A 21424-nucleotide genomic window follows, 5' to 3' on the forward strand; every position below is an offset into this window, starting at 1 on the left:
GTCATGCGTGTCGGTCTGCTCGGTTTAGGAAGAATCGGGGCATTCCACGCCGCGACCCTGACCGCGCACCCGCTGGTGGACGACCTGATCGTGTGGGATCCGGTGCGCAGCTCTCCCTACGGCAGGGAGGGCGACCCGTTCGAGGCGGACGCGCTGGTCATCGCCACGCCCACCAGTACTCACGCCGATCTGCTGATCAAGGCCTGCCGCCTCGGGATCCCGGTCTTCTGCGAGAAGCCGGTCGCTCCCACGGTCGAGGAGACGCTGAAGGTGTTGGCGGCCGCGGAGGGCAACAGGGTCCAGATCGGCTTCCAGCGCCGGTTCGACCCCGGCTACGTCGCGGCCGCCACCGCGCTGCGCGAGGGAGAACTCGGCGACCTGCACAGGGTCCACCTGCTGACCGCCGATCCCGCGCCCCCGCCCGCCGAGTACATCCCCATGTCAGGGGGCATCTACAGGGACTGCCACATCCACGACTTCGACATCCTGCGCTGGGTGACGGGCCGGGAGGTGGCCACCGTGTACGCCACCGGCGCCAACAGGGGTGCCGAATTCTTCAGGGAGGCGGGCGACGTGGACACCAGCGCGGCCCTGCTCACGCTGGACGACGGCACCCTGGTCACCCTCCAGGGCTCCCGTTACAACGGAGCGGGCTACGACGTGCGGATGGAGCTGGCCGGCACCCGCCGCACGCAGGTCGTCGGCCTGGACCCGCGTGCCCCGCTGACCAGCGCGGAGGGCCTGCAGCCGCCCGGCGAGCCATGGCCCGACTTCGTCACCCGCTTCCGCGCGGCCTACGTGGCGGAGATCGACGGCTTCCTCACCAGCGACACGAGCCCGTGCTCCATCGAGGACGCGCTCGCGGCGCTGTACATCGCGGAGGCCGCCGAGAAGTCGCGCAGGGAAGGCCGCGTCGTCGCCGTCGAGGAGGTCAGGAGATGAGGATCGCCGGAGCGCCGATCTCATGGGGTGTGTGCGAGGTACCCGGCTGGGGGCACCAGCTGGACCGCGAGCGGGTGCTCACCGAGATGCGCGAGCTCGGCCTGACCGCCACCGAGCTCGGCCCCGACGGCTTCCTGCCGCCCTCGCCCACGCACCGCAAGGCGCTGCTGGAGGAGTACAGCCTGCACGCCGCCGGCGGGTTCCTGCCGGTCGTCCTGCACGACCCGGAGCACGATCCGGTTCCGGGCCTGCGGGCCAGGATGCGCGACTTCGCCGAGGGCGGCGTCGACGTCATGGTGCTGGCCGCCGACAGCGGGGGCAGCGGCTACGACCAGCGCCCCGACCTCGACGCCGCCGGATGGAAGACGCTGCTGGAGAACCTGGACCGCATCACCGCCGAGGCGCGCGCGTTCGACCGCCCGGTCACCCTGCACCCGCACGTGGGCACCATGGTCGAGACGCGCGAGGAGGTCGACAGGGTGGTGGACGGCTCCGCCGTACCGCTGTGCCTGGACACCGGGCACCTGCTGATCGGCGGCACCGATCCGCTCGAACTGGTCCGTCGCGACCCGGGGCGGATCGCGCACGTGCATCTGAAGGACGTCGACGCCGGCCTCGCCGAGCAGGTCAGCAACGGCACCCTCACCTACACGCAGGCGGTGCGGATCGGGATCTACCGCCCGCTCGGCCAGGGGGACGTCGACATCGCGGGCATCGTGGCGGCGCTGGAGACGAGCGGCTACGCCGGCTGGTACGTCATGGAGCAGGACGTGGTGCTCACGGGCGACCGCGACGACCCGCGCGACGGGGTCCGGCAGAGCATCGCCTACCTGGGCGGCCTCGCATGATCGACGTCCTGACGATGGGACGGGTCGGGGTCGACGTCTACCCCCTTCAGGTCGGGGTGTCGTTGCGCGAGGTCGAGACGTTCGGCAAGTACCTCGGCGGATCGCCGACCAACGTCGCCGTGGCCGCCGCCAGGCTCGGCGAGCGGGCCGCGGTGATCACCAGGACGGGTGCCGACCCGTTCGGCGCCTTCATCCACGACGCGCTGCGCTCCTACGGCGTGGACGACTCGTTCGTGACGGAGGTGGAAGGGCTGCCGACGCCCGTGACGTTCTGCGAGATCCGGCCGCCCGAGGACTTCCCGCTGTACTTCTACCGCTACCCCAAGGCTCCCGACCTGGTGATACGCCCGGAGGAGCTGCCGCTCGACGCGGTGCGGACGGCCAGGTTGTTCTGGTCGACGGTCACGGGGCTGTCGGAGGAGCCCTCCCGCGCCGCCCACTTCGCCGCGTGGCGGGCGCGCGGGCGCGCCGTCCACACCGTGCTCGACCTGGACTACCGGCCGATGTTCTGGGCCTCGGCCCAGGACGCCATGCCTCAGGTCCGCCGGGCCCTCGCCCACGTCACCGTGGCCGTGGGCAACGTGGACGAGGTCGAGGTGGCCACCGGCACCCGCGACCCCGACAAGGCGGGCCGGATCCTGCTGGAGGCCGGCGTCGAACTGGCGGTGATCAAACGGGGGAGCGAGGGCGTGATCGGCATGACCGCCGCCGAGCGCGTCGAGGTCCCGCCCGTCGAGGTCGAGGTCGTCAACGGCCTCGGCGCGGGCGACGCGTTCGGCGGCGCCCTCTGCCACGGCCTGCTGGCGGGCTGGCCGCTGGAACGCACGCTGCGCTTCGCCAACACGGCGGGCGCGATCGTGGCGGGACGGCTGGCCTGCGCCCCCGCCATGCCCACCGTCGAGGAGGTGCTCGCGCATGGGTGACTACCGGCGGATCAGGGAGATCAGGGCCCGCCATCCCGAGCGGGTGGCGCAGGCGGCGGCCGTCCGCAGGCGCAGGCCGCTGCTAGGCGAGCGCGACCAGCTCATGATCATCGCGGCCGACCATCCCGCGCGCGGAGCGCTCGGCGTCGGCGGCAGGCCGCTGGCCATGGGCAGCCGGATCGAACTGCTCGACCGGCTGCGCACCGCGCTGGCCAGACCCGGCGTGGACGGCCTGCTCGCCACCCCCGACATCGTCGAGGACCTGCTGCTGCTCGGCGAACTCGACGACAAGGTGGTCATCGGTTCGATGAACCGCGGCGGCATCCAGGGCGCGGTGTTCGAGTTCGACGACAGATTCACGGCCTACGACACGGCCGCGATCGTGCGCATGCGGCTCGACGGCGGCAAGATGCTGTGCAGGATCGCCGTCGACGAGCAGGACACCGCGGCCACACTGGCGGCCTGCTCGCAGGCGGTGAGCGAGTTGGCCGGGGAGGGGCTGGTCGCCATGGTCGAGCCGTTCTGGTCGCGGCGCTCGGGGCACGACCTGACCCCCGAGGGCGTCATCAGGGCGATCAACGTCGGCCAGGCGCTCGGCACCACCTCGGCCCGCACCTGGCTGAAGATCCCCGTCGTCGAGGACATGGAGCGCGTCATGCAGGCGACCACGCTGCCGACGCTGCTGCTCGGCGGCGACCCCGGCGACACGCCCGACCTGGCCTACGCCGCCTGGCGCAAGGCGCTGAAGCTGCCCGGCGTGCGGGGGCTCGTGGTCGGCCGCGCGCTGCTCTACCCGCCCGACGACGACGTGGCCGCCGCCGTCGACAACGCCGTCGCGATGCTGGAGGACTCATGACGTTCATCCCGGCAGGCAGCACCGCTCGCTCGCCGTGGGCACTGGAGATCACCCCGGACACCGCCGGGTGGACCTACTCCGGGCTGCGCACGCTGAACCTGTCGGGGGAGACCGTCTCCTTCACGACGGATTCGGAGGAGATGCTGGTACTGCCGCTGTCCGGTTCGTGCATGGTGGAGGCCGACGGCGTGCGGGTGGCGCTCCAGGGGCGCCGCTCGGTCTTCGCCTCCGTCACCGACTTCGCCTACCTGCCCATCAACGCCGAGGTCAGGATCGTCGGCGAGGGCCGGTTCGCGCTGCCGTCCGCGGTCGCCACCCGGCGCTTCCCCGTCCGGTACGGCCCCGCCGAGAAGGTCCCCGTCGAGATCCGCGGCGCGGGACACGCCTCCCGGCAGGTCAACAACTTCTGCGCGCCCGACGCCTTCGAATGCGACAAGCTCGTCTCCGTCGAGGTGCTCACACCCGAGGGCAACTGGTCGTCCTACCCGCCGCACAAGCACGACACCGCCTCCGAGCGCGAGGCGGTGCTGGAGGAGATCTACTACTTCGAGGGCGGGCCCGGCTACCAGCGCGTCTACGGCGGTCACGAGGTGCTCGCCGAGGTGTCGTCGGGCGACGTCGTCCTGGTGCCGCGCGGCTACCACGGCCCCTCGATGGCCGCCCCCGGCTACGACCTGTACTACCTCAACGTGCTGGCGGGCCCGGCCGAGGAACGCTCGATGGCCTTCTGCGACGACCCCCGCCACGCCTGGATCCGCGGCACGTGGGAACAGCAGCCGGCCGACCCCCGGCTCCCGTTCGGGAGGAACTGATGAGACTCACCGTGGCGCAGGCGCTGGTGCGCTTCCTGGCCCAGCAGTACTCCGAGCGCGACGGCGTCGAGCACCGGCTCGTCGAGGGCTGCTTCGGGATCTTCGGGCACGGCAACGTGGCCGGGATCGGCCAGGCCCTGGCGACGCAGGACGTGCCGCTGCCGTACTACCTGGCCCGCAACGAGCAGGCGATGGTCCACACGGCCGCCGGGTTCGCCCGGATGCGTGACCGGCTGTCCACCTTCGCCTGCACCTCCTCCATCGGTCCCGGCGCGACGAACATGGTGACAGGCGCCGCGCTGGCCACCGTCAACCGTCTTCCCGTGCTGCTGCTGCCCGGCGACATCTTCGCCACCAGGGCGGCCAACCCGGTGCTGCAGGAGCTGGAGGACCCGCGCTCCCTCGACGTCAGCGTCAACGACGCCTTCAAGCCCGTCTCACGCTACTTCGACAGGATCAACCGGCCGGAGCAGCTTCCCTCCGCGCTCATGCAGGCCATGCGGGTGCTCACCGACCCGGCCGAGACCGGCGCCGTCACCCTCGCGCTCCCCCAGGACGTGCAGGCGGAGGCCTACGACTGGCCCGCCGCGCTCTTCGAGCGGCGCGTCTGGCACGTGGCCCGCCCCGCCCCCGAACCCGCGGCGCTGGCCCGCGCGGCCGAGCTGCTGCGCTCCTCCTCGCGGCCGCTCATCGTGGCCGGCGGCGGCGTGATCTACAGCGGCGCCACCGAAGCGCTGCGCGCCTTCGCCGCCGAGCACGGCGTTCCCGTCGCCGAGACACAGGCAGGCAAGGGCGCGATGGCGTGGGACTCGCCCCTGGCCGTCGGCGCCATCGGACACACGGGTACGGCCGCCGCCAACGAGCTGGCCCGCACCGCCGACCTCGTCATCGGCATCGGCACCAGGTACAGCGACTTCACCACGGCCTCCCGCACGCTGTTCGGCGGGGCACGCTTCCTCAACATCAACGTGACGGCCTTCGACGCGGCCAAGAACGCCGCGACCATGCTCGTCGCCGACGCCCGCTCGGCCCTCGAAGCGCTGGCGGCCGACGGCTGGCGCGCCGCTCCCGAGTGGACCGCGCAGGCGGGCGCCCTGGCCGCGTCCTGGTGGTCCTCCGTCCGCGCCGGCGACTCCCTCACACAGGAGGCGGTGCTGGAAGACCTGTGGTCGGCGATGCAGCCGACCGACGTGGTGGTGAACGCGGCCGGCTCGATGCCCGGCGACCTCCACCGGCTGTGGCGGCCCCGCGACCCGAAGGGGTACCACGTCGAGTACGGCTACTCCTGCATGGGATACGAGATCGCCGGCGGGCTCGGCGTGAAGCTCGCCGCGCCGGCGCGCGAGGTGTTCGTGCTGGTCGGCGACGGGTCGTACCTGATGATGGCGCAGGAGATCGCCACCGCGATCCAGGAGGAGGTGAAGCTGGTCATCGTCCTGGTGGACAACCACGGCTTCGCCTCCATCGGCAACCTGTCGGAGTCCGTCGGGGCGCGGCGGCTGGGCACCGCCTACCGCATGCGCGGCCCCTCCGGGCAGCTCGACGGGGCCTACCTGCCGGTCGACCTGGCGGCCAACGCGGCCAGCCTGGGCGCCGACGTGCTCAGGGCCGACGACCGGGAGTCGCTGCGGTCGGCGCTGGCCAAGGCGCGGGAGGCGGCCAGGACGACGGTGGTGTACGTGGAGACGCTGCCGGGCGCGTCGGCGCCGCCGTCGGGGGCGTGGTGGGACGTGCCGGTCGCCGAGGAGCCGGGCGAGATCTACGACCGGTACCGGGAAGCCAAACGCACCCAGCACCCCTACCTGTAGCCGAGCCCTTCCCCTCCCCGCCCCGACCGGGTCCAGGTCGAAAGGCCGACACCGCCCTCATGGTCTGGCCGGCACACGCTGTCCACATCCCGTCAGGCCACCGGCTGGGCGGTGACGCGCGGCTCGAAGCCCCGGGCCAGCACCACGATCGCCCCCGCCAGCACCAGCGGCGCCCCGAACGCCACCCGCATGTCCGAGGAGTCGGCGATCCCGCCCACCAGCGCCGCTCCCACGATGAACCCGACGTAGTTGAACAGGTTGACCCGCGCGATCGCCACCCCGGTGCCTGCCGGGTCCAGCCGCCCGGCCGCGGAGAACGACTGCGGCGCCACCACCGCCAGCCCCATCCCCGTCAGCCCGAACGCCACGATCGCCAGCGGCTGGGAGGGGGCGAACACCACTCCGGCGAACCCGATCGTCGCGATCGCACCGCCGATGCGCACGATGGCCGCCGGGCCGTACCGTCGCACGGTGAGGTCGCCGCCGAGCCGGACGAGGAGGGTGGCCCCCTGGTAGGCCCCGTATGCCAGGGGCGCCACGCTCGCGCTCGCGGCCAGGATGTTCTCCATGAACACGCCGTGGAAGTTGGAGACGGCGGCGTCCCCGACGTAGAGGAAGCCCATCGCGAGGCACAGTGGCAGGATCGGCCCCCACCGGACCCCGCCCGGCGCGCCGCCCTTGGCCTGCGCCGGGGCCTTCTCCTCCGCGATCGTGCACAGGCGGGGCGCGGCGAGGAGGGAGCCCAGGACGGCGACCGCCATCGGGATGGCCATCATCACGGGCAGGGTGAGACCGAGCCCGTTGGCCAGCGCCACCCACAGCGCCCCGGCCAGGCTCGACGCGCTCCACGCCGCGTGGAAGCCGTTCAGTACCGCCCGGCCGTAGAGGCGCTCGACGGCCACGCCCTGCATGTTCATGCCCGCGTCGACCGCGCCCACCGCCAGCCCGAACAGCGCGAGCGCGGCGAGCAGGTGCGGGATCTCGGCGGCGAGCCCGGCGGCCACCACGGACACGGCGACGGCGGGCTGGGACAGCCGCAGCAGCCACCTGCTTCCCCTGCGGGCGGCGAGGGCGCCCGCCGCGACGCTGCCCACCCCCGCCAGCACCGGCACCACGAGCAGCAGGAGGGTCAGGTCGCCCTCGCTGAGGCCGTGCTTGTCCTGCAAGGTGGCGACCTGGGTCAGGAGCGTCGCGAAGCTGAGACCCTGGACGGCGAAGACCGCGAAGGTGGCCGTTCTGGCCTGGCGGTGACGCACCGATACCTCCCTGTTCGGGGGGAAACATGAGGCTGCGTCAGGTTAGTCCTCTGTCGGCCCTCCGCGCTAGAGCCTGCCGGCAATGCCAAGTAGTCAGTAGGTTTTTGGCTGTTTCGTGATCCTGTTAGGGTGTCCGGGTGCGTCGACGGGGATATGCCGCAGGCGAGGCGCGGCGCGAGCGCATCCTCGCCCTCGCCCTCCAGGAGTTCGCCGAGTACGGCTATCGCGGGGCCTCGCTCGCCAGGATCGCCGAGCGGGCCGAACTCACCCAGGCCGGACTGCTCCACCACTTCAAGAGCAAGGAACTGCTGCTCGTCGCCGTTCTGGAGTATCGCGACGAGGTCGATACGCGCAGGTTCGACCTCGGGGAGGCGAGCGGGGCGGCGGCGCTGCGGGCGCTGGCCGACGTGGTCGACTACAACTCCAGGGTGCCCGGCCTGGTCCAGCTGTTCTCGGTGATCAGCGGGGAGGCGGTCACGGCCGACCACCCGGGGCACACCTGGGCCCGCGACCGGTACCGGCGGCTGCGGCAGTCGCTGGCCGACTCGCTGCGCCGCGCGGTCGACAGCGGCGAGTTCCGCGCCGACCTCGACGCGGAGGCCCACGCCGACCGCGTGATCGCGATGATGGACGGCCTGCAGACGCAGTGGCTGATCGACCCCGACCAGGTCGACATGGCGACGATCTTCCGGGGATACGTCGAGGACGTGATCGACCGCCTGAAGGCCCGGTGACCTCGGCCTCTCCCGGCGTGCCGTAGCGGATCGGGCGGTACGGCCGGGCCCGGTAACCGGCACCCGTGTCGGCCGGGTCCGGATTGCCGGCGCACCCGTGTCGGCCGGGTCCAGATTGCCGGCGGCCTGTGTCGGCCGCGTTCGGATTAGCGTCGCGCCTGTGTCGGCCGGGTTCGGATTGTCAGGGGTACCCGCGGCGGCCGGTCCGGTTACCGGGGGACCCTTGTCGGCCGGGTGGTGGTGTCGCCGCCGGGGTGGGACGCGGGGCCGTGCGGCGCGGCGGTGGCGGGGCCGTTCGCCACCGCCCTGGTGGCCGCCCACACGCCCAGCGCGACCAGCGCGCCCACCTCGGTGGCCGCCAGCCCGCGCTCGACCAGCCCGAGCGGCATCACCTGCCACCACGCCAGGCCCGAGCTGTTACCGATCGCGATCATCGTGACGATGCCCGCCACCCACACCAGCGAGGCGCCGCCCAGCACGAACGCCGCCAGCGCCGCCCGCGGATGCCGCCGCCACGTCCGCGCGATCAGCATCGCCGCCACCGGCAGGCACAGGAACGCGACCAGGCTGCCGACCCGATGGATGCTGCCGCTCAGGCTCGGTCCGACCGACCAGTCGTGCTTCGGGAACCATGCGACCACCAGCAGCCCGAGGCTCCAGCCGAGGAGCGCGACGAGACCCGGCCCTCCCGCCAGCCTCCGGCGCAGCAGCGTGATCCCGATCGCCAGGGAACCGAGGGCCAGCAGTGCCACCCCGAGCCCGAACACCCAGGCCTGGTCGCCGAGGCCGTGCTCGCTGATCGTCCGCCGGAGCGGGTTGATCTCGCCGAGGTAGGCGAGGTCCAGTCCGACGATGACGACGGCGCCCGCCGTCACCGCGGCAAGCCCTGCCCGCGCGGGTCCCTCCACGACCGCCTCCTTTCCCTGGGTGGTGCCGGTGTAACGGACGGAAGGGTAGATCGATTCCCAGTCCTTGAACTCTCAAGAAACTCTGGCTACATTCATGAGCGTTCAAGCACTTCTGAAGGAGAGACCATGAACATCGGTGGCGACCTTGACGTGACCCGCATCGGTTTCGGCGCGATGCGGCTGGCGGATGCGGCGATCTGGCACGGTCCGGCCGACCGTGCGAATGCCCTGGCCGTGCTCAGGCGCGCGGTCGAGCTCGGTGTGAACTTCGTCGACACCTCCGACGCCTACTCCCTGGGCGCCAACGAGGAGCTGATCGCCGAGGCCCTGCACCCGTATGCCGACGACCTGGTGATCGCCACGAAGGCCGGGGTGACCAGGCCCTCCCCTGAGGCGTGGGTGCCGCTCGGCAGGCCCGAACACCTCAAGCAGCAGGCCGAGCTGAGCCTGCGCCGGTTGCGCCGCGACCGCATCGACCTGTTCTACCTGCACCGGGTCGACCCGCAGGTGCCGCTGGCCGACCAGATCGGGGCGCTGGCGGAACTGCGGCAGGAGGGCAAGATCCGGCACATCGGACTGTCGGAGGTGAGCGTCGGCCAGCTCGTCGAGGCGTCCGCGATCGCGCCCGTCGCGGCCGTCCAGAACATGTACAACCTGGCCACGCGCGAGCACGAGGACGTGGTCGACTACGCGGAGAAGGAAGGGATCGCGTTCGTGCCGTTCTTCCCGATCGCCACCGGCGACCACGCCCGCCGCGACAGTCCGCTGGCGACGGTGGCGGCGGAGGCCGGGGCGACGCCCGCCCAGGTGGCACTGGCGTGGCTGCTGCGCCGCTCGCCGACGATGGTGCCGATCCCCGGCACGGCGTCGCCGGCCCACCTGGAGGAGAACGTCGGCGCACTGCGGGTGTCCCTGACCGACGCCCAGTACGACCGGCTCTCCACCCTCGTCTGATCCGGGTACGGCCACCCTCGTCTGACGCGGGTACGGCCGGGCTCGTCTGGCGGCCACCCTTGTCCGACCCCGGTTACGGTCACCCTCGTCTGGCGGTCACCCTCGTCCGACCCCGGGTACGGTCACCCCCGTCTGACCCCCGGGGCGGCCGGCCAGGACCGGCGGGGTCAGTCGATCAGGCGGGCGCGCATCTTCCACACCGCCAGCGACCACATGAGCGCGGCGTAGGCCACGAGCACCGCCGTATGCCCGAGATCGTCCACCCCGAGCCGGCCGAACACCGCCCCGCGCACCAGCTCGACACAGTGGTAGAGCGGGTTGAGCTGAGCCGCCGTCGCCACCCAGCCCGGCAGCTGGGTCACCGGGAAGAACGTGCCCGCCACCATGAACATCGGCGTCAGCGCACCGGTGATGACGTAGTCGAAGGTGTTGATCGACGGGACGATCGCCGACACCCACACCCCGAACAGCGCGAACAGCAGCCCGGTCAGGAACCCGATGAACGGCACGAGCAGCATGCCCCAGCTCGGTTCGAGGCCGAAGGCGATGCCGACCAGCAGGGGCGCGCAGCCGTACACGCCCGCCTTGGCGGCCAGCCACGAGGCCTCCGCCGTCACCAGCTCCTTGACGTCGACCGGCGCCGCCAGCATCGCGTCGTAGGTGTGCTGGAACGTGCGGCGGATGAAGGTGTTGAACATGCCGCCGAAGGCGCCGATGAACAGCACCGCCGTCGCCACGACGCCGGTCGCGACGAAGTAGCGGTAGTCGTAGCCGTAGAGGGCGCCGACCACCGAGCCGAAGCCGTAGCCGAAGGCCAGGAGGTAGATGGTCGGCTCGGTCATGGCGGCGAACGAGGTCGAGGCCCAGTAGCGCCGGTAGAGGGCCAGCTCGCGCCGCCAGACGGCCCGCACGGGGGCGAACTCCATCATCACTCGACCGCCTCCCCGGTCAGCACGACGAAGACGTCCTCCAGGTTGGCGGGACGCCTGACGGTGGGCACGCCCAGCTCCGCCTCCAGCGAGCGGGGCAGCTGGTCGGCCTTCAGCACCGAGATGGACGGGCCCGTCCTCCTGGTCGGGACGCCCGCCGCGGCGGCCAGCGCGGCGATCTCGGCCTGGCGCGGCGGCGAGGCGTGGTGCTCGGCGACCTCGGCGCCGGCGTGCTCCTTGATCAGCTCCTCGGGCGAGCCCCTGGCCACGACGCGGCCGTGCGACATCAGCGCGCAGTCGTCGGCCAGGCGCTCGGCCTCCTCGATGTAGTGGGTGGACATCAGCGTCGTGACGCCCTCGTCGCGCAGCCGTACGATCAACGACCACAGCTCCTGGCGCACCTGCGGATCGAGGCCCACGGTCGGCTCGTCGAGCAGGACCAGTCTGGGCTGGTGGACCAGGCCGCGCGCGATGAGCAGCCGCCTGCGCATGCCGCCGGACAGGTTGACCGTGCGGGTGGCGGCCCTGTCGGTGAGCTGGGCGATCTCCAGCGCCCGATCGACGGCCGCGCGGCGTCGCGGGCGGGGGACGCGGTAGAGATGGGCGAAAACCTCTAGGTTCTCCCTGGCCGTGAGCTCCTCGTCGAGGTTGTCGAGCTGCGGCACGACACCCATGAGCGCCCGCGCCCGCTTGGACTCCTCCGGCAGGCGCAGGCCGAGCACGTGGATCTCGCCCTCGTCGGCCAGCGACTGCGCGGTGAGCAGGCGCATCGTGGTGGACTTGCCCGCCCCGTTGGGACCCAGCAGGCCCAGGCAGATGCCCTCGGGCACCTCCAGATCGAGCCCGTCGACAGCGGTGACCTCGGGATAGCGCTTGGTCACCCCGCGCAACACGATCGCGTGCATGAACGCCACGATAAGCAACGCCACCGACAGAAATCCGGGGACCGCGACACCGTTCCGGAGGGCTATCGTCGAAGTGTGAACGAGCGTTGGCTTCCCCGCCTGCAGGAGGTCGGTGAGCGGCTGGCCGAGGAGTTCGTCTCGGCCCGGCGGCCGAAATCGACCGAAGGACCGCGACCGCACGAGCTCCGCGCCTCCGACGACGATCGCGACCGGGTGGCGCAGGTGCTGAACGAGGCGGTCGCCGACGGGCGGCTCGGCATGGACGAGTTCGAGGAACGGCTGACCGCGCTCTACAACACGCGCACGCTGGGCGAGCTCGCCGCGCTGACCGCTGATCTGCTGCCCGACGCCGAGCAGCCGTTCAGGCTGGACGGGCGGCCGGTCTCGGCGATCTTCAAGCAGGAGCAGCGCGAAGGGCGGTGGGTGGTGCCCGCCGAGCTGCCCGTGACGGCGATGTTCGGGACGACCAAGCTCGACCTGCGCGACGCGATCATGCAGAACCGGCGGGTGGTCATCAACGCGACGCTGATGTTCGGCGGGCTGGAGATCCACGTCCCCGAAGGCGTCGAGGTCATCCGGGTGACGAAGGACAAGACGGTACGGCTGACGCGCGAGCAGGCCGACCCCGACTGCCCGGTGATCGAGGTGCGCACGTCCAACTTCCTGGGGGAAGTCAAGGTCAAGGAGCCACCCAAGCGCAAGCGCCGCCGCTGAGGCACGCCGCGCCTGGCCCGGCGCCGCGCCTGGCCCCGCACCGCGCCTGGCCCCGCACCCGCGCGGCACCGGACCCCGCACCCCACCCCGCACCGCGCCGGACCCCGCCGCGCCGGACCCCGCGCCGCGCCGGACCCGCGGGGCAGGCCCGGCGCCGGGCGGAAGGCTCAGCCCGCGGTGTCGAAGTTGATCGCGCTGTAGGCGCGCAGCTTCCAGAGCTGGTGCTCGCTCTCCACCTTGCGGATCGTTCCAGAGCGCCCGCGCATGACCAGCGAACTCGTCACGGCCACCCCGCCGCGGAACCGCACGCCGCTCATGAGCTCGCCCTGGGTGATGCCGGTGGCCGCGAAGAACACGTCGTCGGACGTGACCAGGTCGTTGGTGGTCAGCACCCTGGTGAGGTCGTGACCGGCGTCGAGGGCCCGCTGCCGCTCGGCCTCGTCCTGCGGCCAGAGCCTGCCCTGGATGACCCCGCCCAGGCACTTGATGGCGCACGCGGCGATGACGCCCTCCGGCGTACCGCCGATGCCGAGCATGAGGTCGACGCCCGTGCCGGTGCGCGCGGCCATGATCGCGCCCGCCACGTCGCCGTCGGTGATGAACTTGATCCGGGCCCCGGTCTCCCTGATCTCCTTCACGATCTGCTCGTGGCGCGGCCGGTCGAGGATGACGACGGTGACGTCGGCGGCCGAGCAGCCCTTCGCCCTGGCCACCGCCTTGACGTTGTCGGCGACGGGCGCGTTGATGTCGACCACGTCGGCCGCCTCCGGCCCGGTGACCAGCTTCTCCATGTAGAACACCGCCGACGGGTCGTACATCGAGCCACGCGAGCTCACCGCGATGACCGAGATCGCGTCGGGCATGCCGAGGGCCGTCAGCCTGGTGCCGTCGATCGGGTCGACGGCCACGTCGCACTCGGGGCCGCTGCCGTCGCCGACCTGCTCGCCGTTGAACAGCATCGGCGCGTGGTCCTTCTCGCCCTCGCCGATCACCACCACGCCGTTCATCGACACCGTGTTGATGAGCTGGCGCATCGCGTTGACGGCCGCTCCGTCGGCGCCGTTCTTGTCGCCACGGCCGACCCATCGGGCCGCGGACATCGCGGCCGCCTCGGTGACCCTGACGAGTTCCAGCGCCAAGTTGCGGTCGGGTGCGTGCTCGCCCGTGGCAAGGGCAGGAGGAACGGACGTCTCGGACATGGTGATGGGCCTCCTCGTGGGACAACTGACTCGATCGTAGTTGCCACTCCATGCCCGGTCAGCGGAGGATAATGTGCCTGCCATGAGCAGCGATGTGGAACGCCTGGCGACCGGACGCGGAGCGGCCACCCGCGCGGCCCTGCTCGACGCGGCTCGCGAGGTGTTCGTCGACAAGGGTTTCGCCGAGGCGGGTGTCACCGACGTGGTCGCCAAGGCGAAGGCCAGCGTCGGCAGCCTCTACCACCACTTCTCCGGCAAGGCCGACCTCTACCTCACGCTGTTCGAGGAGTTCCAGGCCAGGCAGACCCAGCGCACCAAGCAGGCGGCGCGCGAGGTGCGCGCGGCGGGCGAGAGCGATCCGATGCGGGTGTTCCTCGCCGCCGCCCACGCCTACCTGGCCGGCTCGCTGGAGGAGCGCGAACTGGCCGCGCTGTTCCTGCGCGGCGACGGGCCTCCCGGGTTCGAGGTGGTCATGCGCGACAGGCTGCGCACCTGGGCCAAGCGCAACGCGGCCCTGTTCGACGACGACGAGGGAGCGCTGGTCGTGGTCGTCACGGGCGCGCTCGCCGCCGCCGTCTCCGAGGTCGTCCTGTCCGACGACGAGGCCGTCGCGCGCCGCCTCGCCGACGACGTGCTGGCCATCATCGGCCAGATCCGACCGGTCGCTTCGGCGGGCGGCGCCACCAGCGGGTAACCTCGCCATTCGTGCGACGGTTCACTCAAGGTTTCTACGGCTACGCGTTCGCCCTTCTGGTGTGCCTGGCGCTCGCCGTGATCATCGTGGTGTCCGCGCCCACCGGCAGGCAGGGGCAGCACGTGCCCCGTCTCGACTACGCGATCACCGTGGCCAACTACAACAGGGCGGTGCCGCAGCAGGTGTGGGCACCCGCCAAGGATCCCGCCGACTGGATCCCGAACAGCAACAGGATCGCCAAGGGCGCCGACGGCACGCAGGTGCTGTCGGTCGGCTACGCCACCGCCCCCGACGCCGGCGACCAGCGTCACCACGTGATGATCGTGCAGGGCGCGGAGAAGCCCGCCGCCGCGTTCGCCAGCCGTATCGCCAACACCGACAAGCCCGTCGGCACCGTCCAGATCGCGGGCGCCGACTGGGAGAAGCGCTTCCGCGAGGACAAGAACCAGCGCACGCTGGTCCGCTTCCTGCCCGACGCCACGGTGATGGTGACGGGCACCGCCGACTGGCCCGACCTCTCCGCCCTCGCCGCCACCCTGAAGCCCCAGCCCAAGCCCACCAGCTGACATCCCCGGGTCTCGCTCGGGCGGCCGCCTCCAGGCGACCGCTTGTTCGGACACCCGCTTCTCGAGCCGCCCGCCTCGAGGTGGCTGCGTGTTCGGACACCCGCTTCTCGAGGGTGCTGCTTGTTCCAGCGGTGGCTTCTGAGGTGGCTGCTTGGTTCGAGCGGCTTCTGTTTCGAGCGGCCCCTTTTCGGCTGCCCGCTGGTCGCGGTCTGGTGTCGGGTGCGGGCCGTTCGGGGGAGCCTCGGTGATGTCGTCGGGTGCGGGTCGTGCCGGTCGCCGCCCGCCGTCCGGCCCCGGCCCGTACGGCACGCCGGTCTGGCCCGTACGGCACGCCGGTCTGGCCCCTCCGCCGTCACGGGGTCCCGCCCGCCGAAGGCGCGCCGCCCAGCAGGACTCCGGTCCCCGCCGTCACGGCACAAACCACGGCGGCTGGAGACGGCGGCTGGACTGTCCCGGAAGACCCCAGCCCCGTGACGTGATCCCCGACCTCGTGAGCCGTGCGGGGCTCACAGCAGGCGTAGCAGTTCGTGAGCCGTGCGAGGCTCACAGCAGGCGTAGCAGGTCGTCCATGCCGGCTTTGATCGCCTCGGCGGTCATCCCGCGTTCGGACTGCTGGTGGCTGATCAGGCAGGCGTTGATCGGGGCGAGCAGCGCGTCGGCGAGGAAGCGCGCGTCCGCCTCGGGACGCACCTGGGCGAGCAGCGTCGCCAGGTGCGTGTGGTGGAGCTTGTACGGCCCGCTGAACCTGCCCTTGGGCGGCCCCGCCTCCAGCATCATGAACAGCTCCCGCTGCGACACCTTCCTGTCGATCAGCGCGTGCAGGAAGGCCCGGACCCGCTCGGCGGGTGGCGCGCCCGGCCCGATCGGCGGCGGGCCCGTCATGAACGCGGACTGGAACTCGCGCTCCTTGGCGTCGATGAGCGCGTAGATCAGCCCGGCGCGGTCGCCGAAGCGGCGGTAGACGGTGCCCACGCCGACGTTCGCCTCGCGGGCCACCTCATCCAGGGACAGGTGCTCCGCGCCGTGCGACGCGAGCATCCTGGCCGCCACCTCGATGATCTTCTGCCGGTTGCGTGCTGCGTCCGCGCGTTCGGCGGGAGGCTGCCCGGCGATCGGCAGTTCACGAGTCATCGCTGCATCATAGTCCTTGTAACCGGAGAGGTCTCCGATTATCCTATGGATCCGGAGAGATTTCCGCTTATGGGAGGCGCAGCATGCCGTCGGAGTTCAACCAGAAGATCATCGAGGAGTTCCGCGCGAACGGCGGCCAGGTCGGCGGTCACTTCCAGGGCTCCTCCCTGGTGCTGCTGTCCACGACCGGCGCCAGGAGCGGCAAGCGCGTCACGACACCGGTGATGTACCTGCGCGACGGCGACAGGATCGTGATCATCGCCTCCAACGCGGGCGCCGACAACCACCCCGCCTGGTACCACAACCTGCTGGCCAACCCGGACGCCACGGTCGAGCTCGGCACCGAGACCTTCGAGGCCGCGTCCGAGCTGATCGAGGGTGCGGAGCGGGACCGCCTCTACGCGGAGATGGTCGCCATCGCGCCCACCTTCGCCGACTACGAGGCGAAGACCACGCGCCGCATCCCGGTGGTGGGGCTGCGCCGCGCATCCTGAGGCGCAGCCGCACTGTGCGCCGTGCGTCCTGAGGCGCGTATCCTGAGCGCGCCACCTCCAGGCTCCACGCGCTCCCGCCGGTCGCATGTCCGGTCCCGGCGCTCCCGCCGGTCGCACGTCCGGGTCAAGCGCTCCCGCCGGTCGCATGTCCCGGGTCAAGCGCTCCCGTCGGTCGCACGTCCGGTCCACGCGCTCCCGCCGGTCGGACGTCCGGGTCAAGCGCCCCCGCCGGGTGCACGTCCCGGTCCACGCCCGTGGCACCGGCGCCTTCCCCTGCACGCTCGCCATGTCCCACCAGGACAAGGCGCCGTCAGACCCCCGCGCCCGCACCGTCGCCGCGTGGGAACGGCAGCGCCTAGAAGGGGCGGTCGTCGTCCTGCGGGGTGGGCTCGGCCCGGCGCGCCATGGCGGCGGCCAGCTTCACCCGGGCGCCCTGCAGCCACTCCTCGCAGATGGCCGCCAGCTTCTCGCCGCGCTCCCACAGCTCGATCGACTGCTCCAGGGTGAGGCCGCCGGTCTCCAGGCGGCGCACCACCTCGGTCAGCTCCTCGCGGGCCTGCTCGTAGGACGGCGTCTCGTTGTTTGCCACCGCACCACCCTAGGCCGATCGCCCGACAGAATCGCCCTCGACCGCGTCCGCCGCGTCGGCGTCCCTGACAGAATCGCCTTCGACCGCGTCCGCCGCGTCGGCGTCCCTGACAGAATCGCCTTCGACCACGTCGGCCGCGTCGGCGTGCCCGTCAGAATCGCCTTCGACCACGTCGGCCGCGTCGGCGTGCCCGTCAGAATCGCCCCCGGCCGCGTCCGCCGCGTCGGCGTGTCCGTCAGGCCGGAGGTCGCCGGCCGGGTCGGCAGTGACCGCGACCCGGCCGTCGGTGAGGCGGATGGTGAGCCGGTCGCCGGGCGAGACGTCCCGCGCCAGCCGTACGACGTCGCCCGACGGGTGTTGCACGATCGCGTAGCCCCGCTCCAGCGTCGCCGCGGGGGACAGCGACACCAGCCGGGCGCGCAGGTGGGCGAGGTCGTCGGTGGCCCGGTCGAGCGAACCGCCCATGACGCGCCTGGCCCGTTCGCGCAGCGCGTCGACCTGTTCGGCCCGCCGTTCGAGCTCCCTGACCGGGTCGGCGAGCGACGGACGGGACCGCACCGACGTCAGCCAGGACATCTCCCGGTCGAGCCAGCCGCCCACCACCCGCCGCCCGCGGTCGCGCAGCTGCCTGATCAGCGTGAGCTGCTCGCCGACGTCGGGCACCACCTTCTTGGCCGCGTCGGTGGGCGTGGACGCCCGGACGTCGGCGACCAGGTCGAGGAGCGGACTGTCCTGCTCGTGGCCGATGGCGCTGACGACGGGAGTTCGGCAGGCCGCCACGGAGCGCACCAGGGACTCGTCGGAGAACGGGAGCAGGTCCTCGAGCGATCCGCCGCCCCGGGCGATGACGATGACGTCGACCTCGGAGTCGGCGTCGAGCTTGCGCAGCGACTCGGTGACCTCGCCGACCGCGTACGGCCCCTGCACCGCCACCTGCTCCACCTTGAACCGCACGGCGGGCCACCTGCGCCGGGAGTTCTCGAGCACGTCGCGTTCGGCCGCCGAGTCGCGACCGCAGATCAGGCCGATGGTGCCGGGCAGGAACGGCAGGCGGCGCTTGCGTTCGGCGCCGAACAGCCCCTCGGCGGCCAGCAGCTGGCGCAGCCGTTCGAGCCTGGCCAGCAGCTCGCCGACGCCGACCGGGCGGATCTCCAGCGCGGTGAAGGCGAACGAGCCGCGGTTGACCCAGAAGTCGGGCTTGACGTTGACCACGACCCGAGCCCCGTCGGCTGGACGGGGCATCGCGGCCTCATAGACCCCTCGCGGGCAGGTCACCCTGGCCGAGACGTTGGCGACGGGGTCGCGCAGCGTCATGAACACCGTGCCACCCCTCGCGGTCAGCTCGGTGATCTGACCCTCCACCCACACCGTGCCGAGCTTGCCGATCCATCCCGCGACCATCTGGAGGACCGTGCGGACCGGCAGCGGCTGCTCCGGTGTGGTTTTCGCGCTCATGACAACGAAGGCTACGGGGCGCGACCGACTATTCGGCGGCCTGCAGCTTGGTCAGGCGGTTCTCGTACATGCGCACGACGTCCGGGCGGGCGGTGGTGGCCTTCTCGTAGGCGAGCAGCTCCTCGATCTGGGTGACGGACTTGCCGCGCATCCTGGCCCGCAGCGAGGCGACGCTGAGGTCGGCGTACCCGGCCAGCGGCTCGACCGGCACGCTCGCCTCCGCGGTGGCCGTGGTGGCGGCCGCGGCCTTCGCCAGCTCGCCGTCGGCCTCCTCGACGCTCACCGGCTGTACGGCAGGCGCGGCGGCCTCGGGCTCGGCGGTGTCGGGCTCGGCGGCGGGCTTGGCGGCCTCGGACTTGGCGGTGTCAGGCTCGGCGACGGCCGTCGCGACAGGCTCGGCCACCGGCTGCCGGGCGGTCGGCTCCTCGGCAACCGGCTCCTCGGTAACCGGCTGCTCGGCCACGGCCGGGGCGGCCTGCTCGGTGGTCGTCGCCGAAGCGGCCTGGGGCCCGGCTGTCTTTCCTGCGGGCTCGTGCTCGGCGGTCCTGGCAGCGGGCTCGGGCTCGGCGGGCTTTGCGGTGGGCTCGGCGGTCTTGACGGCGGTGCCGTTCGCCGACTCCTCCTTCGCGGGGGTGAAGATGACCGGCTCGGGCCGTTCCGCCGCCTTCTCCTTGCGCGGGGCGAAGATGACGGGCTCCCTGCGGGCCGGCTTCTCCTCGTCCTCGACGCCGGACGCCGGCTGATCCGCCACCGGAGAACGCTCGCTCTCGTCGTCCTCCTTGTTGCTCCCCAGCCCCTTGACGGCGTTCTTCACGCGGTCGGCGAGCAGCAGCGCCTGGCCCGCGGCGCTGAGCGTGGTCTGGATGACGAAGAGCGGCAGCTCCTTGGCCTTCTCCTTGAGCTCTTCGCGATTGGTGACAGTTTTAGCGATGTTGCGGACAACGTCACTGAGAGACATGCCGGCTCCCTGGGAGGTCTGTTGTGGTGGGCCAGTCTGGCAAACTCCCGCGCGCGGCGTGACACGGGCGGCCGGGTGGCCTCTTCCACGTAGCATAGGAACATGGAGCCAAAGACCCCCGCCCGACGTGTACTCGTAGCCAAACCGCGCGGTTACTGCGCCGGTGTGGACCGTGCGGTCGAGGCGGTCGAGAAGGCCCTCGAGCAGTACGGCGCCCCTGTCTACGTCCGCAAACAGATCGTGCACAACACCCACGTCGTCAGGACGCTCGAGGAACGTGGCGCGATCTTCGTCGAGGAGACGGCCGAGGTCCCCGAGGGCGAGATCGTGGTCTTCTCCGCCCACGGCGTCTCCCCGATGGTCCACGCCGAGGCCGAGCAGCGGCGCCTGCGCACCGTCGACGCCACCTGCCCGCTCGTCACCAAGGTCCACAACGAGGCCAAGCGGTTCGCCGGCCAGGACTACGACATCCTGCTCATCGGGCACGAAGGCCACGAAGAGGTCGAGGGCACCGCCGGTGAGGCGCCCGACCACATCCAGCTCGTCGACGGCCTCGACTCCGTCGACCGGATCCAGGTGAAGGACCCGAGCAAGCTGGTGTGGCTCTCCCAGACGACCCTCTCGGTGGACGAGACGATCGAGACGGTCACCAAGCTCAAGGAGCGCTTCCCGACCCTGATCGACCCGCCGAGCGACGACATCTGCTACGCCACCCAGAACCGCCAGGTCGCGGTGAAGGAGATCGCGGCGCAGGCGCAGCTGGTCATCGTGGTCGGCTCCGACAACTCCTCCAACTCCAAGCGCCTGGTCGAGGTGGCCAAGGGGGCCGGCGCGGCGTCGTACCTGGTCGACAACGCCTCCTTCATCCAGGACGCGTGGCTCGACGGGGTCAGCACGGTCGGTGTGACCAGCGGCGCCTCGGTGCCCGAGGAGCTGGTCGACGGGGTGCTGGCGTACCTGGCGGGGCACGGGTTCGCCGACGTCGACGAGGTCGAGTCGGTGAAGGAGAGCATGCGCTTCGCCCTGCCGCACGAGCTCCGCAAGGACCTGCGGGCCGGCTGATCCCGGCCTGCCCGGTACCGGTTCACGGGAAGGGCGCCCGCGGCTGTCCGCGGGGCCCTTCCCGTGCTCGGTGAAGGAGCGAGGCGGGAGTTCGGGGCCGCCGCACGCGGCCGTGAGCCGGGGGCGGTCAGTCCTCGGGGGAGCGCGGCGTGCCGTACACGCGGGGCTCGAAGTAGCCCTCTGGCTCCGGCACGAAGCTCTGGTCCTTGGGCTGCCGGGGGCGGGGCACGTCCACGCCCGCCCGCAGCTCCTCCCGCAGTTCCCTGACGTTGCCCGGCAGCCCCCGCTTCAGCGCGATCCCGAGCACCAGCGCCGACCCCGCGAACAGCCATGGGGCGCCCGCCGACAGCGATGTGAACAGCCCCAGGGCGAGCGCCTGCGCCAGCGAGCCGTTGCCGAGCGCCCGGCCCAGCTCGACGATCAGGGTGGCGCCGAAGAACACCATCGGTGGCGTGACCACCAGCGACAGCAGCTCGCGCGGGTTGACCAGGATGACGCTGACCAGGCACGAGCCGATGAACGTGAGCCCGACCACGATCGGCAGGTCGAGCAGCGCGGCCAGGACGTATCCCGCCAGCGTGCCGATGAGGACGAGCGCGATGGCGCCGCGGGCGGTCAGCCTGACGGCCGAACGCGTGCCTTTGTCACTCATGAGCCCGCCCCCTTTACCGGCGACCTACCATCATC

23 protein-coding genes are annotated in these 21424 nt (G+C 71.9%); 13 read left to right on the plus strand and 10 right to left on the minus strand.

All coding sequences use genetic code 11. The annotated features are described in order from the left end of the window. The first annotated feature begins 3 nt into the window (after nt 1–3). The 6 genes from ACWENQ_RS21690 to iolD are packed head-to-tail and all read left to right on the plus strand — an operon-like array spanning nt 4 to nt 6189. Entirely contained in the window at nt 4–942 is a 939-nt protein-coding gene (locus ACWENQ_RS21690; protein ID WP_452415806.1) for a Gfo/Idh/MocA family protein, read from the plus strand. Beyond that, on the plus strand, nt 939–1790 hold the full coding sequence (locus ACWENQ_RS21695; protein ID WP_452415807.1) for a TIM barrel protein: 852 nt from the start codon (nt 939–941) through the stop codon (nt 1788–1790). The genes ACWENQ_RS21690 and ACWENQ_RS21695 overlap by 4 nt, the downstream gene beginning before the upstream one ends. Then, nucleotides 1787–2713 carry a 5-dehydro-2-deoxygluconokinase gene (gene iolC, locus ACWENQ_RS21700; protein WP_452415808.1) on the plus strand — a complete coding sequence of 309 codons (927 nt, stop codon included), beginning with the start codon at nt 1787–1789 and terminating at the stop codon, nt 2711–2713. Before ACWENQ_RS21695 ends, iolC begins: the two co-directional genes overlap by 4 nt. Beyond that, nucleotides 2706–3569, plus strand: coding sequence for a Cgl0159 family (beta/alpha)8-fold protein (locus tag ACWENQ_RS21705; RefSeq protein WP_449917902.1), 864 nt, complete (start codon nt 2706–2708; stop codon nt 3567–3569). Before iolC ends, ACWENQ_RS21705 begins: the two co-directional genes overlap by 8 nt. Then, entirely contained in the window at nt 3566–4381 is an 816-nt protein-coding gene (gene iolB, locus ACWENQ_RS21710; protein WP_449917899.1) for a 5-deoxy-glucuronate isomerase, read from the plus strand. Before ACWENQ_RS21705 ends, iolB begins: the two co-directional genes overlap by 4 nt. Then, nucleotides 4381–6189 (plus strand): 3D-(3,5/4)-trihydroxycyclohexane-1,2-dione acylhydrolase (decyclizing), encoded by a 1809-nt coding sequence (gene iolD / locus ACWENQ_RS21715; protein WP_452415809.1) that lies wholly within the window; start codon nt 4381–4383, stop codon nt 6187–6189. Before iolB ends, iolD begins: the two co-directional genes overlap by 1 nt. Nucleotides 6190–6281: 92 nt before the next feature. On the opposite strand, the gene ACWENQ_RS21720 is transcribed toward iolD, so the two are convergent. Further along, nucleotides 6282–7445, minus strand: coding sequence for an MFS transporter (locus tag ACWENQ_RS21720; protein WP_452415811.1), 1164 nt, complete (start codon nt 7443–7445; stop codon nt 6282–6284). 137 nt (nt 7446–7582) lie between these two features. On the opposite strand from ACWENQ_RS21720, the gene ACWENQ_RS21725 reads away from it, so the two are divergent. Further along, complete coding sequence (locus ACWENQ_RS21725) at nt 7583–8179, plus strand: TetR/AcrR family transcriptional regulator (RefSeq protein WP_452415813.1); 597 nt, start codon at nt 7583–7585, stop codon at nt 8177–8179. 209 nt (nt 8180–8388) lie between these two features. Here the strand turns inward: ACWENQ_RS21725 and ACWENQ_RS21730 are convergent, their stop codons facing one another. Then, nucleotides 8389–9087: a DUF998 domain-containing protein gene (locus ACWENQ_RS21730; RefSeq protein WP_452415814.1), complete on the minus strand. Its 699-nt coding sequence runs from the start codon at nt 9085–9087 to the stop codon at nt 8389–8391. Between the two features lie 126 nt (nt 9088–9213). Here ACWENQ_RS21730 and ACWENQ_RS21735 point away from each other — a divergent pair, with 126 nt between their 5' ends. Beyond that, complete coding sequence (locus ACWENQ_RS21735) at nt 9214–10041, plus strand: aldo/keto reductase (protein WP_452415816.1); 828 nt, start codon at nt 9214–9216, stop codon at nt 10039–10041. 167 nt (nt 10042–10208) lie between these two features. Here the strand turns inward: ACWENQ_RS21735 and ACWENQ_RS21740 are convergent, their stop codons facing one another. Continuing rightward, nucleotides 10209–10970 carry an ABC transporter permease gene (locus ACWENQ_RS21740; RefSeq protein ID WP_354905740.1) on the minus strand — a complete coding sequence of 254 codons (762 nt, stop codon included), beginning with the start codon at nt 10968–10970 and terminating at the stop codon, nt 10209–10211. Continuing rightward, entirely contained in the window at nt 10970–11875 is a 906-nt protein-coding gene (locus tag ACWENQ_RS21745) for an ABC transporter ATP-binding protein (RefSeq protein WP_354905741.1), read from the minus strand. The genes ACWENQ_RS21740 and ACWENQ_RS21745 overlap by 1 nt, the downstream gene beginning before the upstream one ends. Nucleotides 11876–11950: 75 nt before the next feature. Between ACWENQ_RS21745 and ACWENQ_RS21750 the strand changes: the two genes are divergently transcribed. Next, the gene (locus ACWENQ_RS21750; protein ID WP_452415818.1) at nt 11951–12589 is read left to right on the plus strand and encodes a DUF1707 SHOCT-like domain-containing protein; all 639 of its coding nucleotides are present in this window, start codon (nt 11951–11953) and stop codon (nt 12587–12589) included. 167 nt (nt 12590–12756) lie between these two features. On the opposite strand, the gene glpX is transcribed toward ACWENQ_RS21750, so the two are convergent. After that, entirely contained in the window at nt 12757–13788 is a 1032-nt protein-coding gene (glpX, locus tag ACWENQ_RS21755; RefSeq protein WP_354905744.1) for a class II fructose-bisphosphatase, read from the minus strand. An 82-nt stretch (nt 13789–13870) separates the two neighbouring features. On the opposite strand from glpX, the gene ACWENQ_RS21760 reads away from it, so the two are divergent. Beyond that, the gene (locus tag ACWENQ_RS21760; RefSeq protein ID WP_354905745.1) at nt 13871–14482 is read left to right on the plus strand and encodes a TetR/AcrR family transcriptional regulator; all 612 of its coding nucleotides are present in this window, start codon (nt 13871–13873) and stop codon (nt 14480–14482) included. An 11-nt stretch (nt 14483–14493) separates the two neighbouring features. Next, nucleotides 14494–15048, plus strand: coding sequence for a DUF4245 domain-containing protein (locus ACWENQ_RS21765; protein ID WP_449917883.1), 555 nt, complete (start codon nt 14494–14496; stop codon nt 15046–15048). A 543-nt stretch (nt 15049–15591) separates the two neighbouring features. Here the strand turns inward: ACWENQ_RS21765 and ACWENQ_RS21770 are convergent. Then, nucleotides 15592–16179, minus strand: a complete 588-nt coding sequence (locus ACWENQ_RS21770; protein WP_452415819.1) for a TetR/AcrR family transcriptional regulator — start codon at nt 16177–16179, stop codon at nt 15592–15594. 83 nt (nt 16180–16262) lie between these two features. Here ACWENQ_RS21770 and ACWENQ_RS21775 point away from each other — a divergent pair, with 83 nt between their 5' ends. Further along, nucleotides 16263–16673: a nitroreductase family deazaflavin-dependent oxidoreductase gene (locus ACWENQ_RS21775; protein ID WP_354905749.1), complete on the plus strand. Its 411-nt coding sequence runs from the start codon at nt 16263–16265 to the stop codon at nt 16671–16673. A 355-nt stretch (nt 16674–17028) separates the two neighbouring features. Here the strand turns inward: ACWENQ_RS21775 and ACWENQ_RS21780 are convergent, their stop codons facing one another. From ACWENQ_RS21780 to ACWENQ_RS21790, 3 genes are read right to left on the minus strand one after another with little or no spacing between them, the layout of a single operon-like run. Then, entirely contained in the window at nt 17029–17262 is a 234-nt protein-coding gene (locus tag ACWENQ_RS21780; protein WP_354905750.1) for an exodeoxyribonuclease VII small subunit, read from the minus strand. A gap of 9 nt (nt 17263–17271) precedes the next feature. Continuing rightward, the gene (gene xseA, locus ACWENQ_RS21785) at nt 17272–18717 is read right to left on the minus strand and encodes an exodeoxyribonuclease VII large subunit (protein WP_452415821.1); all 1446 of its coding nucleotides are present in this window, start codon (nt 18715–18717) and stop codon (nt 17272–17274) included. A 28-nt stretch (nt 18718–18745) separates the two neighbouring features. Continuing rightward, nucleotides 18746–19675, minus strand: coding sequence for a hypothetical protein (locus ACWENQ_RS21790; protein WP_452415822.1), 930 nt, complete (start codon nt 19673–19675; stop codon nt 18746–18748). A gap of 102 nt (nt 19676–19777) precedes the next feature. Between ACWENQ_RS21790 and ACWENQ_RS21795 the strand changes: the two genes are divergently transcribed. Next, entirely contained in the window at nt 19778–20737 is a 960-nt protein-coding gene (locus ACWENQ_RS21795) for a 4-hydroxy-3-methylbut-2-enyl diphosphate reductase (protein ID WP_452415824.1), read from the plus strand. A gap of 127 nt (nt 20738–20864) precedes the next feature. Here the strand turns inward: ACWENQ_RS21795 and ACWENQ_RS21800 are convergent, their stop codons facing one another. After that, a complete protein-coding gene (locus ACWENQ_RS21800) occupies nt 20865–21389 on the minus strand; it encodes a DUF6542 domain-containing protein (RefSeq protein WP_452415825.1) in 525 nt (174 codons plus the stop codon). Between the last annotated feature and the right edge of the window lie 35 nt (nt 21390–21424).

It is taken from the genome of Nonomuraea sp. NPDC004354, assembly GCF_053602555.1.

Coding starts and splice junctions, on each gene's coding strand:
- ACWENQ_RS21740 (WP_354905740.1), bottom strand. CDS start 10,970: ATGATGGAGTTCGCCCCCGTGCGGGCCGTCTGGCGGCGCGAGCTGGCC.
- ACWENQ_RS21735 (WP_452415816.1), top strand. CDS start 9,214: ATGAACATCGGTGGCGACCTTGACGTGACCCGCATCGGTTTCGGCGCG.
- ACWENQ_RS21745 (WP_354905741.1), bottom strand. CDS start 11,875: ATGCACGCGATCGTGTTGCGCGGGGTGACCAAGCGCTATCCCGAGGTC.
- ACWENQ_RS21770 (WP_452415819.1), bottom strand. CDS start 16,179: ATGACTCGTGAACTGCCGATCGCCGGGCAGCCTCCCGCCGAACGCGCG.
- ACWENQ_RS21800 (WP_452415825.1), bottom strand. CDS start 21,389: ATGAGTGACAAAGGCACGCGTTCGGCCGTCAGGCTGACCGCCCGCGGC.
- ACWENQ_RS21790 (WP_452415822.1), bottom strand. CDS start 19,675: ATGTCTCTCAGTGACGTTGTCCGCAACATCGCTAAAACTGTCACCAAT.
- glpX (WP_354905744.1), bottom strand. CDS start 13,788: ATGTCCGAGACGTCCGTTCCTCCTGCCCTTGCCACGGGCGAGCACGCA.
- ACWENQ_RS21690 (WP_452415806.1), top strand. CDS start 4: ATGCGTGTCGGTCTGCTCGGTTTAGGAAGAATCGGGGCATTCCACGCC.
- ACWENQ_RS21795 (WP_452415824.1), top strand. CDS start 19,778: ATGGAGCCAAAGACCCCCGCCCGACGTGTACTCGTAGCCAAACCGCGC.
- ACWENQ_RS21775 (WP_354905749.1), top strand. CDS start 16,263: ATGCCGTCGGAGTTCAACCAGAAGATCATCGAGGAGTTCCGCGCGAAC.
- iolD (WP_452415809.1), top strand. CDS start 4,381: ATGAGACTCACCGTGGCGCAGGCGCTGGTGCGCTTCCTGGCCCAGCAG.
- iolB (WP_449917899.1), top strand. CDS start 3,566: ATGACGTTCATCCCGGCAGGCAGCACCGCTCGCTCGCCGTGGGCACTG.
- xseA (WP_452415821.1), bottom strand. CDS start 18,717: ATGAGCGCGAAAACCACACCGGAGCAGCCGCTGCCGGTCCGCACGGTC.
- ACWENQ_RS21695 (WP_452415807.1), top strand. CDS start 939: ATGAGGATCGCCGGAGCGCCGATCTCATGGGGTGTGTGCGAGGTACCC.
- ACWENQ_RS21705 (WP_449917902.1), top strand. CDS start 2,706: ATGGGTGACTACCGGCGGATCAGGGAGATCAGGGCCCGCCATCCCGAG.
- iolC (WP_452415808.1), top strand. CDS start 1,787: ATGATCGACGTCCTGACGATGGGACGGGTCGGGGTCGACGTCTACCCC.
- ACWENQ_RS21760 (WP_354905745.1), top strand. CDS start 13,871: ATGAGCAGCGATGTGGAACGCCTGGCGACCGGACGCGGAGCGGCCACC.